At 71.9% G+C, this 12,502-nt stretch carries 12 protein-coding genes; 2 read left to right on the forward strand and 10 right to left on the reverse strand.

Annotation, left to right across the window (positions count from 1 at the left end; translation table 11 throughout):
• Nucleotides 1-73 precede the first annotated feature (73 nt).
• Nucleotides 74-436 (forward strand): hypothetical protein, encoded by a 363-nt coding sequence (locus ACFVVU_RS26800; protein WP_387792679.1) that lies wholly within the window; start codon nt 74-76, stop codon nt 434-436.
• 29 nt (nt 437-465) lie between these two features.
• On the opposite strand, the gene ACFVVU_RS26805 is transcribed toward ACFVVU_RS26800, so the two are convergent.
• Entirely contained in the window at nt 466-1,374 is a 909-nt protein-coding gene (locus tag ACFVVU_RS26805) for a hypothetical protein (RefSeq protein ID WP_387792681.1), read from the reverse strand.
• Between the two features lie 426 nt (nt 1,375-1,800).
• Between ACFVVU_RS26805 and ACFVVU_RS26810 the strand changes: the two genes are divergently transcribed.
• Nucleotides 1,801-3,102, forward strand: a complete 1,302-nt coding sequence (locus ACFVVU_RS26810; RefSeq protein WP_387792683.1) for a hypothetical protein — start codon at nt 1,801-1,803, stop codon at nt 3,100-3,102.
• Between the two features lie 252 nt (nt 3,103-3,354).
• Here the strand turns inward: ACFVVU_RS26810 and ACFVVU_RS26815 are convergent, their stop codons facing one another.
• The 9 genes from ACFVVU_RS26815 to ACFVVU_RS26855 all read right to left on the reverse strand — a co-directional run bounded on the left by ACFVVU_RS26815 (nt 3,355) and on the right by ACFVVU_RS26855 (nt 12,363).
• Nucleotides 3,355-3,588 (reverse strand): hypothetical protein, encoded by a 234-nt coding sequence (locus tag ACFVVU_RS26815; RefSeq protein WP_387792685.1) that lies wholly within the window; start codon nt 3,586-3,588, stop codon nt 3,355-3,357.
• A 547-nt stretch (nt 3,589-4,135) separates the two neighbouring features.
• Nucleotides 4,136-6,253, reverse strand: a complete 2,118-nt coding sequence (locus ACFVVU_RS26820) for a hypothetical protein (protein WP_387792686.1) — start codon at nt 6,251-6,253, stop codon at nt 4,136-4,138.
• Nucleotides 6,250-6,825: an AAA family ATPase gene (locus ACFVVU_RS26825; protein ID WP_387792688.1), complete on the reverse strand. Its 576-nt coding sequence runs from the start codon at nt 6,823-6,825 to the stop codon at nt 6,250-6,252. Before ACFVVU_RS26825 ends, ACFVVU_RS26820 begins: the two co-directional genes overlap by 4 nt.
• Nucleotides 6,810-6,956 (reverse strand): hypothetical protein, encoded by a 147-nt coding sequence (locus ACFVVU_RS26830; RefSeq protein WP_387792690.1) that lies wholly within the window; start codon nt 6,954-6,956, stop codon nt 6,810-6,812. Before ACFVVU_RS26830 ends, ACFVVU_RS26825 begins: the two co-directional genes overlap by 16 nt.
• A 49-nt stretch (nt 6,957-7,005) precedes the next feature.
• Nucleotides 7,006-7,854 (reverse strand): LLM class flavin-dependent oxidoreductase, encoded by an 849-nt coding sequence (locus tag ACFVVU_RS26835; protein ID WP_387792691.1) that lies wholly within the window; start codon nt 7,852-7,854, stop codon nt 7,006-7,008.
• Nucleotides 7,851-8,399: an ATP-binding protein gene (locus tag ACFVVU_RS26840; RefSeq protein ID WP_387792693.1), complete on the reverse strand. Its 549-nt coding sequence runs from the start codon at nt 8,397-8,399 to the stop codon at nt 7,851-7,853. The genes ACFVVU_RS26835 and ACFVVU_RS26840 overlap by 4 nt, the downstream gene beginning before the upstream one ends.
• A gap of 459 nt (nt 8,400-8,858) precedes the next feature.
• Complete coding sequence (locus tag ACFVVU_RS26845) at nt 8,859-9,482, reverse strand: HAD-IA family hydrolase (RefSeq protein WP_387792695.1); 624 nt, start codon at nt 9,480-9,482, stop codon at nt 8,859-8,861.
• A 119-nt stretch (nt 9,483-9,601) separates the two neighbouring features.
• Entirely contained in the window at nt 9,602-11,197 is a 1,596-nt protein-coding gene (locus tag ACFVVU_RS26850; protein WP_387792696.1) for a glycosyltransferase family 4 protein, read from the reverse strand.
• Complete coding sequence (locus ACFVVU_RS26855; protein ID WP_387792698.1) at nt 11,182-12,363, reverse strand: hypothetical protein; 1,182 nt, start codon at nt 12,361-12,363, stop codon at nt 11,182-11,184. Before ACFVVU_RS26855 ends, ACFVVU_RS26850 begins: the two co-directional genes overlap by 16 nt.
• Nucleotides 12,364-12,502 lie beyond the last annotated feature (139 nt).

The following is a 12,502-nucleotide window of genomic DNA, read 5'->3' on the forward strand; positions in this document are numbered from 1 at the left end:
AAGCCTGCGGTCGCCCAGGGCGCCCTCAGCCGGACTCGACACCGCCTCCGGACTGGTCACCTTCTTCGCCCAGATGCTCACCCGCCTCGAAGGCGAACGCCTCGCCGGGTGGATCACCGACGCCATGACCTCGGGCCTGCCCGGCATCAGCACCTTCGCCATCGGTCCGAACAGCGACTACGACGCGGGCACCAAGGCCCGGCGGAAGCCCACACCGGGCCCGGCCTCGGCCGCTGCCTGCGCCCGCGCGGCCACCGCGACCGGGCTGACGAAACTGGCCCCGTCCTCCACCGCGATCGGCTGCACGAATGGAAGGAGCAGCCCGAACGGCCTTGGTGGACCGTTCTCGGGCTCAACTCCGACGCAGACCCGCTCCCCTGATCCCCCAGAGGCCGATCTACTGTCCGAACCGCCCGATTCGGACAGTTTCCTATGAGGAGAGTAGGCACAACTCGAAGAAGCAGCTCATGAGCGTGCATGCATCCTCAGGGCGGCCCGCTCAAATGCTGGCCGCAGCTCCCCCAAGACATCGCCGAGGACAGTGAGGTAGCCGGTGACATGCTGGCGAGCCAGTTGCTCCTGATCGTCCGGAATATCGAAGATGTGTGCGAGGTTGCCCGCTTCGCGCATCAGAGCCGGCCGGTCGACCCAGTATTCGGCCCAGCTCTGCCGTGCCGCAGTTCGTGCGGTCAGAAGCTTGGCGGCGGGCACGGATTCGGTTCGCAGCTTCTGGGTGACCGCCCACCGGGCCTCCCACATCGCGATGACGTGGTCGGTAGTGATCGGCATCCGAGGCGGTCCGAGGCCACGAACGATCTCGGGCGGACCTTCCACGCGCCATGGGCTCGCCAGCACGGCCAGGGCATCTGCGAGCGCGTTCCAGTCGGGGCGCTGTGTCTGTTCGCCGCTGCGGATCAGCTGAGCCACCCGCAGGCGCTGCGCCATGGTGGCACTCGGATGGGCGAACTGTTCGATGACCTGGTTCGCGCTCTGCCGGCGCCGGGCCTCGGCGTTGATACCTGTGGCGAGGGCATGGGTGCGTAGGGCCCGGCTCGCCTGCTCGACGGGGATGACCGTGTCGTCGGTCAGCCACATGTAGAGCACCACCGGAATGATGGTGCGGTGCGGCACCCGCGGCAGGGTGGACCGTTGCTTTGCCCGGCACAGTTCGTAGAAGAGGCGGCGCTGCTCGGGTGGGAAGACTCTTTGGTCGCTGCCGCGCTGGGTGGTCTTGCGGTATTGGGGAGGGGCGAGCAGCCCGACCTCCACGTAGTCCGTGATCATCCTCGGGCTCGCCTGAACGCCCAGTTCGCGGGCGTCGACCACCAGATCTTCCGCCGTCCCGGATACCCAGCTGGCCTGACCATTCATCACGCCCTGGAACTTACACCGAGATCGGCACCTAGGAGCTGGGATCAGAAACGGCTGCTGTGAGACAACGGGGACAGAAGGCCGCGATGCCCGAACTCCCAGTCGGCGCAGGCCAGAACACTCACCATTGGAGGCTTCATGTACCACCGTGCCCGTACGCCGCGCCGCCGGCGCCCTACCGTGCTGCCGGTACGGCGAACGAGTCGGCCCCGGGAACTGGTTGACCTGGCGCTGCGCACGACGGTCGGCGTCGTTTCCACCGGCGTGGCCGGAGCGGTGCTGAACGCGGTGCTGCACGGACCGTGGTTCAGGTGAGGCCCCAAAGCCCACGACAGGTGCCCTCCGCACGACCCCTGCGGCCACCTATCAGGGGACCGGACCGGGCGAAGTCGAACGAGCCGAATTCCCCAACTGCCTATGCTGGTGGCCGTGAAGACCAAGATCTGCGTTTTCTGCGAAAGCCCGTTCTCGAACAAAGGCGCAGGGGAACACGTCTATCCGCTCTGGTGGAACAAAATGTGGCAGGAGAACGGCGACGGCCCGTTCTCCGCGCAGGTCGGCGACGAGTACCTTCTACGCCGAGCGAAGGACGGTGGCGGGCGCCGCGAGCTGGACGAGTTGCAGCCGGTGAAGCTCTACGAGGTCTGCGGAAGCTGGGAAGGCTCCAAGAACTGCAACGGCAAGCTCGGCACCATCTTCGAGGACGCGGGTCGGCCCGCCGTCGAGGCCGTGTGGCGCCGGCAGGCGGTCCTCTCCGGGAAGGAAGTCTTCGCCTTCGCCGCCTGGTGGGTGAAGACCTTGCTACTCGCGAGCCACCCTCTGACCGAGCACACGTTCCCCGGGCTGGAAGCGAAGCGGCAGGAGCGGGATAAGCGGTACGGGCGGGAGGAGCAGCCGTTTCCAGCGGAGCCCGGCAGTAACCGCCCGCTCCTCCCGCTGCTGCGGTCGCCGGAGCTCTTTCCCCCCGACCTGTCGCTCTGGCTCGCCGTGGGCGACGAGACCGACGGGCAGCATGCGTTGGAGGAGCACCGCCCGATCCTGCTCCCCACGATCCACTACGGCACCAGGCCAGCTGGCAGCGGGATGCCGATCGGCGCGGGCCCGACCCTGCTGACGTCCCCTCTGCGGGTGCTGCTGGAGCTCGTGCACCACCCGCGGGCCACCGTGGCACACCCCTTCGAGCGGGCGGGCTTGGCCGTACGGCTGTGGCCGGACCCCCCGGATCGACTCGATATCACGGCCCTACCTGTCCTCAACAGCACCGGCATCCACCAGTTCGAGCGGCAGTTCATCAGGGCCAATGGTGCCGAGATCGTCAGGGACGAGGCCGAGGGGCCCGTCCTGCTCCACGCCTGTCCTGGCCCCGCTCTGCGCTTCCCTGGCCGTACTGCGGGTGCGCAGGGGAGAGCACTGGTTCGTAGGGCGGGCACCCGCCCGTGCCCGCCCTACTTCTGCTACTCGGCGGCGGTGCGCTGCGCCGGGATGGTTCGGTCCTACTGGAGGTCGAGCAGTTCCTTGAACAGGTCGTCCGGCTGGTCGGCGAGCTGGTCCCAAGCGCCAGCCTGCACGATGAGGCCCTGGTCAACAACGGCGACCCGCTCAACTGAGCTGGCCGGGGCAGGCACACCGCCCGGCCACCCGATCCCGGCCGTTCGCCGGGCTTCACAAGGAAGCCCGAGCCATCCAAGGCGAAATCAAGACGGTCCTGCACAGTTTCACTCGAACGGATGAATCGCGCCCGGATAAAGACGTTCGGAGGTAACACGCTTCCGTACCGTTTCGTTGGTCCGATCACGCCGACAAGTCCGAGGTCGGCCAAGTCCGCATGCCATCTCACGAACTCACCATCGCCACACTTCACTCCCGCGCAGGATGCCAGAGGTGATAGAGCCACCTCCGGCATCCGCGCGCGCCAACTGCCACGGGGTCCTCCGCCCGGCTGGACAGAGGACCCCGAGTCCTAGGAGGGACGAGAGCTGTGCCTCACTTCCGCTGCTCGTCCTCGCCCACGGGCCAATCCTCGGCGCCGGGGAGCAGTCCGCTCTGCCGGCGGAGCCTGCGGAACTCGGCGACATCGGCGAAGAGCCGCCGGGCGCCGGCGCTTCCCCACGCCGTCAGCTCTCCCGCCGCCCCGATGGCGGCGGACGTGAGGAACACCGTGAGCGGGCCGTCGATGACCAGACCGCCCTGCCCCACGCCGACCGCGGTGAGGGCCACCCCGTTGCCGTACCCAATCAGTCGGGTCAGGCCCCGGTGCTCCCTCCCGCTGCTGGGCGGCGTGTCTCCAGATCGGGCCGCGAGAGATCGCGGCTCACCACCCGCCGGGTTAGTGGCGAGGTGGACAGGGGTACGACGGTTCATGTCGCTCTCCTGAGCTGGGCCCCGAGCAGGTCGGTCTCGTCCGCAAAAACTAGTTCCGCCCTGCTCGGGGCACGGTTAGCCGCTCGGACGAGCGACCTCGCCGCAGTCTGCCCACAACCGGCCCCTCCCTGCCTCAGCTACCAGGGCGGGTTCAATCACATGAGCGAATGATCTCGGTTTCCGTGGCGCGCCGTCGCCTGCCGTGATATGCCCGGCCCTCTCCGCGCGGTGACCGACGGCCGACCCCTCCCCCGGGTCACGTCCACACCCGACTCCGTGGCCGGGGACCGACTGTGAGTGCACCAGCAAGAGCTCCTCCTCGGGGCCGTCTTCGGTGCCGTGGGTTGCTGCTCCCGTAGGCGGCGGGCTGCGGCCTCGGGGGCGGTGTGGAGGGCGGTCCGGTTCACGGCCTGGCCCGGAGGTGGTGGCGGAGGCGGTCCACGTCGCGGGTGCTGCCCAAGGCCTCGTACTGGTCGAGGCTGTCCCGGTAGCGGGCGGTGGCCTGGTCGTGGTGGCCGGCGCGGTCGTCGGCCTGTCCGAGGTATTCGGTGGCGCGGGCGGCCCAGTGGGCGTCGGGGATCGTGGTGAACTCGTCGCGGGCCTGGAACAGCAGGTGTTGGGCCTGGTCGTGGTCGCCTTGCAGGGAGTGGGTCTCGCCGCTGCGGGCGAGGGCGCGGGCGGCGTTGCGGCGGTCCGGGTGGGGTAGGGCGAGCAGGTCGCGGCGGGCGCGGTCGAGGAGTTGGTGCGCCGTGGTGAAGTCGCGCCGGGTGGCGGCGATCGAGCCGGCCATGGTGCGGGCAAGGGCGGCGCCTCTGGGGTGGCCGAGTTCGTCGTAGAGGTCGATGGCCGCGTCGAGGTAGGGCGCGGCGAGGACGAGCCGGCCGGCGTCGTGCAGGACGGCTCCGAGCCCGGCCGTGTACTGCGCGATGCCTTCACTGTCGCCGGCTGTCTGGGCGAGCGCGAGGGCGAGGCGGTACTGCTCCAGCGCGTCGTCGTACCGCTGTGCGTAGGTCAGTCCGAGCGCGAGGGAGCTGGCCATCTCCCGTTGGGCCTGGGGGTCGGCGCACCTTCGTGCGGCTTCGGAGCCGTCCTCGTGGTGGACGATCCAGGCGTCGATGGGTCGGTCCAGCTGCCACAGGGGCCAGAAGGCGTGGGTGATCTGCCAGCGGAAGGCGTGCGCGCGCAGGCGCCGGGCGGTGTCCTTGGCGGGCTGGAGCGCGGGCAGGTGCGCGCGCAGCCAGGTCCGCGCCGCGTCGGGGTCGGCGAACTCGACCTCCTCTGCTGCGGGCGGGTGGTGGTAGGTGCGCGGCAGTTCGCGGTGGTGGGGCGCGAGGAGGCGTTCGGCTCGGGTGGCGGTGCGCAGGAGGTGGTCGAGGTAGGAGAGCGTCGCCGTGTCCGCTGCGGCGGGGCCGTCGGCGGCGGCGGCCGTCTGCCGGGCGTGCCGGCGGATCTCGGGGGGCATCCGGTAGACCTCGCCGCGGCCCGGCACGTCGCCGGCCCGCTCCAGCAGGGCGCGGTCCGCGAGGAGGCGCAGGTGCGCGCGGGCCTCGCCGGTGCTGATTCGGGTGGCGGCGGCCGTTGCGGACGCGTCGAGGTCGGGGGCCGGGACGGCGGCGATCAGGCGGTAGAAGCGGGCGGCGCCGTCCGGCAGGGCGCCGTAGGCGGTGGCGGCGGCGGTCACGGTGCGGTCCGTTCGGTCGGCGGCGGCCCGGGCGGCGGCGGGGAGAGGGCGGCGGGGGGTGTGGGCGAGGTCGGCGGCTGCCAGGGCGAGCGGTCGGGGCAGGTGGCCGCAGGCATCGGCGATCCGGTCGAGGGCGTCAGGGTCCTCTCCGGCACGTTCGGGTCCGAGGATGCGCGTGAGCAGGGCACGGGACGCCTGCGGGGCGAACGGGGCGAGGTGATGGTGGACGGCGCCGTGGGCGGTGAGGCCGGGCAGCGCGGTACGGCTGGTCACGATCACCAGGCAGTCGGGCCCGGCGGGCAGGAGGGGGGTGACCTGGTCGGCGGTCGCGGCGTCCTCCAGCACCAGCAGCAGCCGCCGCCCGGCCGCCTCCGACCGCAGCATCGCTTCCAGCTCGTCCTGCTGCCACGGGAGGTGGGCATCGGTGCCGTGCCCAAGGGCGCGCAGAAGGGTACGGAGCGTCTCGGTGGTCGGGGCTGCGCCGCCGGGCGCGGTCGCGCGCAGGTCCGTGACCAGCTGCCCACCGGGGTAGGAGCCGGTCAGGGTGTGGGCCCAGCGGTGCGCGAGGGCCCGCTTCCCGGCCCCGCCGGGCCCGGTGATCACGGCAAGCGGAGACGCGAAGTCCGGACTCGCAGCGACCACCTGGCCGAGGTCCGCGATCGACTGGTCACGGTCGGTCCACGTCGCCGGCACGGGGCGCAGCTGGCGCGGCACCGGGCGCGCGGGAGGTTCCGAGGCCACGTGGTGGATGTGGACTCCGCCGTCGATGCGGCCCGCCTGGACTGCGGCGCCGTGGACAGTGCTGCCGCTCATCCGGTTGTGGGTGTGGTCGCCGCTCACACTGCCTCTTCGGCGGTGTGGAGGAGGTTGGTGAGCTGGGTGGCGAGCGCGGCGAGGTCGAGGGTGGCGAAGTCGGTGGTGTCGACGGTGATCACGGGGCCGGGCAGGTCCAGGGGCTGGTAGCGGCCGGCCATCAGCTCGTCGTGGAACTCGTCGAGGTTGTGCTCGTCCCGGTGGCCGGGGTGGCGGTCCGCGGTGGCGGAGCGGGCGGCGAAGCGGGCCAGCAGGGCGGGGCCGTCGGTGACGCACTGGATCTGGATGGCCCGCGCGCCGGTGCCGGCGAGAACCTTGCGGAAGTCCGATGTGGAATGGCCGGGGCGGAAGGTCGACTCGGCGATGCAGTCGGCCCCGGCGGCGAGGGTGTCGGCGAGCAGTGCGAAGAGCGCGGCGGCGGCTGCGACGCCGAGGGTCTTGGACCACTCGCGGTCGTCCCAGCCGAGGACGTCGAACAAGGACTCCTTGATCCGGTCCCTGCCCAACACGGGCAGGTGGAGGCGGGCGGCGAGTTGTCCGGCGATGGCGGTCTTGCCGGTGGCGGGCGGCCCGGAGACGATGATCACGGTCGGGGGCACAGGGTGTCCTTCCGGTCGGGGTGGGCGGCCAGGTGGGCCGGGGTCTGGATGTGCAGCCAGTCACCGCGGTGCCCGTAGACCGCGCCCATGCGGCTGTCGCGTCCTCCGCGCAGGACAACGACGCTGGTCACGGCTGCTCCAGCAGAGGCAGGACGTGGATGGAGGTCCACTCCAGCAGCCTCAGGTCCTCGGAGCACAGGGCGATGTCGGTGATCCCGGCAGCGACGCGGCGCTGGAGGGCGTCGGCGATCCGGGCCGGGCTTCCGCCGGTCCGCCACCAGTTGTCGTCGCCGCTGTCGGACGCCTTGGGGGTGATCTCGCGGAGCTGCAGGTGGAAGCGCGCGGGGGGGCAGGTGCGCGGGGCGGGCGGCGCGGGCGGTGGCGATCTGCGCGGTGACCGACTGCGCGGTGGGTACCGCTCCGGCCAGGCGCGGCCGGGTGGGGACGGTCGGTCAGGGCGATGGTGTCGGCGTAGCGGGCGGCGAGGTGGAGCATGCGGTTGCTGCCGGCGGCGACGAGCAGGCGCGGCGCAGGCGTCCCGGCCGCGAGGACCCGGGCCCGATCGGTTTCGGGCACGGCGGCGTTGTCGATCGGCCAGGCCTGGCGCAGCAGGCGGAGGACTTCCTCCAGTGCGGCGATGCGGGCGGGCGCGGCGCGCAGAGGGGACGGGAGGGTGTCGAGGTCGGCGTTCTGCCAGCTGGCTCCGAGGCCGAGGGCGAGTCGGCCGCCGGTGATGTGCTGGAGGGTGGCGGCGGCGCGCAGCGTCTGGTCGGGGCTGCGGAGGGCGCCCAGCAGGGCCGTCGTCGCCAGTGGGAGGTGGGTGGTGTCGGCGGCGATGCGGGCGAGGAGGAGCAGCGGGTCGGATACCGGGGCGACTTCGTCGCCGTGGGGGCGGGTGAGGTGGTCGGGCAGCGCGAAGGAGCTGTAGCCCATGGCCTCGATCTCCTGGGCGGCCCGCACCGTCGTGGCGATCGGCTCTCCCGGATCGGGGGTGTAGCGGACGCCGAGCGTCAGCTGCTTCTGCGTCATCGGGTTCCCTTGGTGGTGAGGGTGCCTGGCACTGCGCGGAGCTGGTGATGGGTTGGAAGGACGGGCGGCTCCGACGAAGGGTGGGGCTCCGAGCAGCTGCGGCATGCGGCGGCTCCAGCCGTGCGGGGGACGGCGAACTCGGCCCAGACAATCTTGCCGAGGGGTGCGAGGTCGACCCCCCAGGACAGAGCCTCCGCATGCACGAGCAGCAGTCCCCTGCCTCGGTCGGCCATCGGTTCGGGGGACAGTCGGCACGGCAGACCGCGGGAGGAGTCCCGGATCTCGACCCGCACCGGTCCTCTGATCCGGTGGAGGACGGAGAGGCCGATGTACTGGCATCCGGTGTGCCTGATGCCGTTGGTGACCAGCTCGGACGTCACCAGCTCGGCGGCCTGGATGAGATCGGACAGCTGCCAGGCACCGAGCGTCTGACGGGTAAGCAGCCTGGCCACCTCGACCGCCGCAGGGGTGCCTGGCAGCGTCCAGCGGTGTCCGTGGCACTGTGCCGGGAGCGGATCGCAGGCGATGCTCGCCGCTGCGGTCACGGTCTGCTCCGCAGCACGGTCGCCACCATCACCGTCACAGGGCGCCCGTCTCTCTCCTGATCCGCTGCCGGGCCCGCTCCGCGCCGTTGAACCAGCCCGTGAGCGCGCCACGGAACGGACGCCGTGGAGAGACCGGGGCAGGGAACAACGGCCCGGTCACGGCCGTCACCCGGGCGAAGGGGGGACGAGGGCGGCGTTGGGGAAGCAGCACCATCCTCCCCACCTGCGGAGTCCGTGTGGGTGCCGGCACTCCGATGAGCCGGAACGAGGTGCCGGGCGCGGACGGGGTGTACGTTCCGGGGTTGATGGAGGCGGGCACGGGGCGTGCTGCGAGAGGGCCGAGCACGAGTTGGGGCGGACGGTGCATCGCGTTCCGTTCGGGTGGCGGGCGGCCCGGCCGCCGCAGGGCGGGTGACGGGCACCCGGGCAGTAGCTGGTCGGGTTTGGGTGGGGCGCCGGTCAGGCGGCGGCGCGGATCTGCACGTGGATGCCGAGCGTGGTGAGCCGGTCGGCCAGGGCCTGGGGGCCGGTGAACAGTTCGCCGTGCAGGCCAGCGGCGTGGGCGCCAGCGACGAAGCCGGGCTGGTCGTCGAAGAAGTACAGCTCCTCGGGGTGGAGCCCGAGGTGGTCGGCCGCAGCTTCGAAGGCGAGCGGGGAGGGCTTGGTGACGCGCAGGTCGGCGGAGGAGAACGCGGTGTCGAAGCGGATGCCGTGCAGCTCCAGGTCGGTGTGGAGGGCGTCGGTGAAGTTGCTGAGGACGGCGCACGGCATGCCGGTGGCGCGGATCTGGTCGAGGAGGTCGACCATCACGTCGTCGCGGCGGCCCCGGTCGGCGCGCCACGGGGCGACGGCCGTGGCGGCGGCCTCGGCGCCGAAGTCGACGGTCAGGCGGTGGGTGACGTCGCTCGCCCACTCCTCGTCGGTCAGCAGGCCGACCTTCGCCTGCTCGTAGGTGGGGTGGTCGTAGGCGTAGCGGGCGATGGTGCCGGCCGGGAGTGCGGCGGAGCGCTCGCCTTCGGCGGCACCCTCGTTGTCGAAGTGCCGAAACAGGCCGTTCAGGTCGAAGAGCAGGCACTTGAGCATGGCGGATCTTCCTTCCTGCCCGGCGCGCCAGGGGCGGTACCGGACGGGGACAGCGGGGCGGGGTGGCCTTGGGGGGCCGGGTGGTGCGAGGAGGTGGGAGCTGGGATGGACGGTGATGCTCACGGCGTTGGCGGGGCGTCGATGGCCTGCCGGTACACGTCGGTGTAGCGGTCGGCGACGTGCTCCCAGCCGTAGACCAGGCGGGCGTGCATGGCGGCGTTGGCGGCGCGGCGGGCCAGTTCCTCGGGGTGGGTGAGGGCGTGGACGAGGGCAGCGGTGAGGGTGTCGGCGCTGTCGGGCTGGACGAGCCAGCCGTTCGCACGGTCCCCTGCGGGGGTGATGATGCGGGCCGGGCCGCCGGTGGAGGTGGCGATCGGCGGGCACCCCGCCGCCATCGCCTCGATGTAGACCATGCCGAACGGCTCGTTCACGGCCGGGGCTGCCATCAGGGCGGCGGTGCGCAGCCCTTCGGGGAGGTCGTCGTGGCCGCGGTAGCCGGCGAAGAACACCGAGTTGGCGATGCCGAGGTCCCGGACCAGGTCCGCGGGGTGGGCGCCTTCGCACTCCCCGGGAACGCCTCCCCACATGAGGAGCACCGGTGCGGGGTCGAGCCGGGGCAGGGCGCGGGCGAACGCTTCCAGCATGACCGGGACGCGCTTGAACGCGAGGAAGCGGCCGGTCCACAGGACGATGGGGCGGAGTTTGCCGGTGGTGGGGTCGGTGAAGCGGGCGAGGTCCTGTTCGGTGTAGCGGATGCTGCCCGGTTCGCCGCTGCGGTCCCAGCCTCGCGGGTCGGTGACGAGCCAGCGTCGCAGGTTGTCAAGGCGCTGCTCGTCGGTGCGGGCGCCGGGGGTGAACAGGTCGGTGGCGACGCCGTTGGCGATGACGGGGATGTCCCCGTCGGCCAGGTCGGGCAGGAGCTGGCGGGCGAGGTCGCGGTCGTGCTCGGAGACGGTGACGATGGAGCCGGCGAGCGTCGAGGCGTGCCGCATCCTGAGGAGCCAGGGCAGGGAGTGCTCCCACAGCGTCCAGTCGGTGGCGGCCAGGAGCCGGTGTTCGTCGTCGTCGAGCTTCCATTCCAGGGCGAGGGCGTCGACGGCGGCGGCCCGGTCGGGTCGGCCGGTGGGGAGTTCGGCCGCCAGCTCGGAGGGCTTGCGGCCGAGGCACATCGCCAGGTCCAGGCGGTCGCGCATGCCTGCGATGATCTTGAGTTCCGTGCCGTGGAGGGTGGTGACGCGGGGCAGGTGCGGGTGGGCGCGGGCGGCGGCCACCTGGAGGTGCGACAGGTGGTGCAGGTGGAGGAGGTGCGCCGGCCCGTTGGGGCGCGGCTGGGCGAGGTGCTTCTCCCAGGCGTCGGTCAGGTGCTCGGCTGCGGCGTCCGGCACGGCGGAGAACATCGGGTCGGGGCAGCCGACACCGGGCATCGACCGGTCCTCGTAGGAGGGGTGGAACGGCCGGTCCGTCTCCCGGCCCTGGGGGTTCTCCCCGTTCTTCCACAGCGCGTAGGCGTCGTTGTAGTCGTAGGGGTAGGGGGTGAGGCCGCAGTAGAAGGTGCGGGCATGGCCGAGGTCGCCGGGCTGACCGAGGGAGCCGACGAACTGGCGGGTGCTGTGCCCCCGGGCGTCCAGCTCCCGGTTGAGGTAGTTGATCACGTAGGCGGAGCCGCCCCGGGGGAAGAACAGGCACCCGGTGTCGACCCTCAGCTGGTCCGGCACGGGGCCTCCGTCGCGGGGTGGGTCGGGATGATCAGCGGGAGGACCCCGGCGGTCTTGCCGGACCACATCAGGTCACCGTCTGCGCGCGGCGCCCGGACGGTGACGGCAAGGACCTGGGCCAGGTGGTGCTGGTCACGCATCGCGGCCGGGCTGCCGAGGGTCAGCGTCGCGGTGGCGGGTTCCCACTGGAAGGTGGTGTCCGCCAGGCCGATCCGCTGGAACTCGGCGGCGATGCGCTTCTCGGTGACCGGGCGGCGCAGGGCCTGGGCGACTGTGCAGCGTCCGCGCTGGCCGACGGGGCAGCGGTTCGCCTCGGTGCAGACCTGGGAGCCGAAGATGTTGGCGCGGTCGGTGCGGCCGAGGACGAGCGCGAGGGCGCACGAGTTCGTCTCGTAGATGGGGTGGCGCGCGTACTGCTCGGGCAGGTTGGCGAGGAAGTTCCGAGCCTCCTCGGGCCAGACCTCGGCGTTGGCGAGGTCCGGGGCGAGGTCGGCCAGGGCCGGCCACAGGTCGACGGCCTGCTGGACGGCGGAGGGCTTGACCTTGAGACCGACCGTCACCGAGCACTCGGCCCATCGTGCTGCCCAGCCGAGGACCCGTTCCATGGTCTCGGGGGTCGAGTTCTCCGGGAGCGCGGGCCGCCAGTAGTGGACGATCGGGATCTGCGCGGCGTTCAGGCGGGGGAAGTTGTCGCGCAGCTGTTCGTGGCGGATGCCCTTCTCGATGTCGGGCCCCAGGCCGGAGTACGAGAGGTACACGACGACGGGCAGGCCGGCGGTGCGGGCGGCGACGAACTCGGCGATCACGTCGTCGGGGATGTGGAACTTCGTGATCACGCACACCGGGTTGCGCACGCCGGCGGCGACGAGGGCGCTCAGGAGTCCGACCAGGTGCGCGCGGTTGGGCGGGGTGGCGAGGGCGTCGGTGTAGGTGTACAGCGCGTAGGGCTTGCGCGGGTGGTAGTGCGGGTGGGCGAGGAGTTGGCGGACGGTCTCCTTCGGGGTGGCCAGCTCTTCGGGCTTCGTGAGGAGGAGGCCGAGTTGGCGCAGGTAGCAGTACCCGCAGTCCGCGGGGCAGCCCTGCACAGGGTTGATCACGCCCCAGGTGTCGTGCGTGTCGATGACCGGCTCGAACGTCTTCGGGGGCTTCGGGGAGGTGGTGATCATCTGGTCCTTCCGGGTTCCCTGCCGGGGTGGGGGGGCGGGGGTGGGCCCCCCCCCCCGCCGGCTGTGAGTCGGGGGTGGGGGTGGGGCCCCCGGCGCGGGTCTGGTCCAAGCGGCGCCGCGCGGGCCCCGAGTGGGGGTG

The sequence above is a fragment of the Kitasatospora sp. NPDC057965 genome (genome assembly GCF_042887135.1).
In the GTDB taxonomy this organism is placed as follows: Bacteria; Actinomycetota; Actinomycetes; order Streptomycetales; family Streptomycetaceae; genus Kitasatospora.

Bases quoted from the DNA above. Each gene is read 5' to 3' on its own strand.
- ACFVVU_RS26855 (WP_387792698.1), bottom strand. From the start codon at position 12,363: ATGATCACCACCTCCCCGAAGCCCCCGAAGACGTTCGAGCCGGTCATC.
- ACFVVU_RS26845 (WP_387792695.1), bottom strand. From the start codon at position 9,482: ATGCTCAAGTGCCTGCTCTTCGACCTGAACGGCCTGTTTCGGCACTTC.
- ACFVVU_RS26800 (WP_387792679.1), top strand. From the start codon at position 74: ATGCTCACCCGCCTCGAAGGCGAACGCCTCGCCGGGTGGATCACCGAC.
- ACFVVU_RS26835 (WP_387792691.1), bottom strand. From the start codon at position 7,854: ATGACGCAGAAGCAGCTGACGCTCGGCGTCCGCTACACCCCCGATCCG.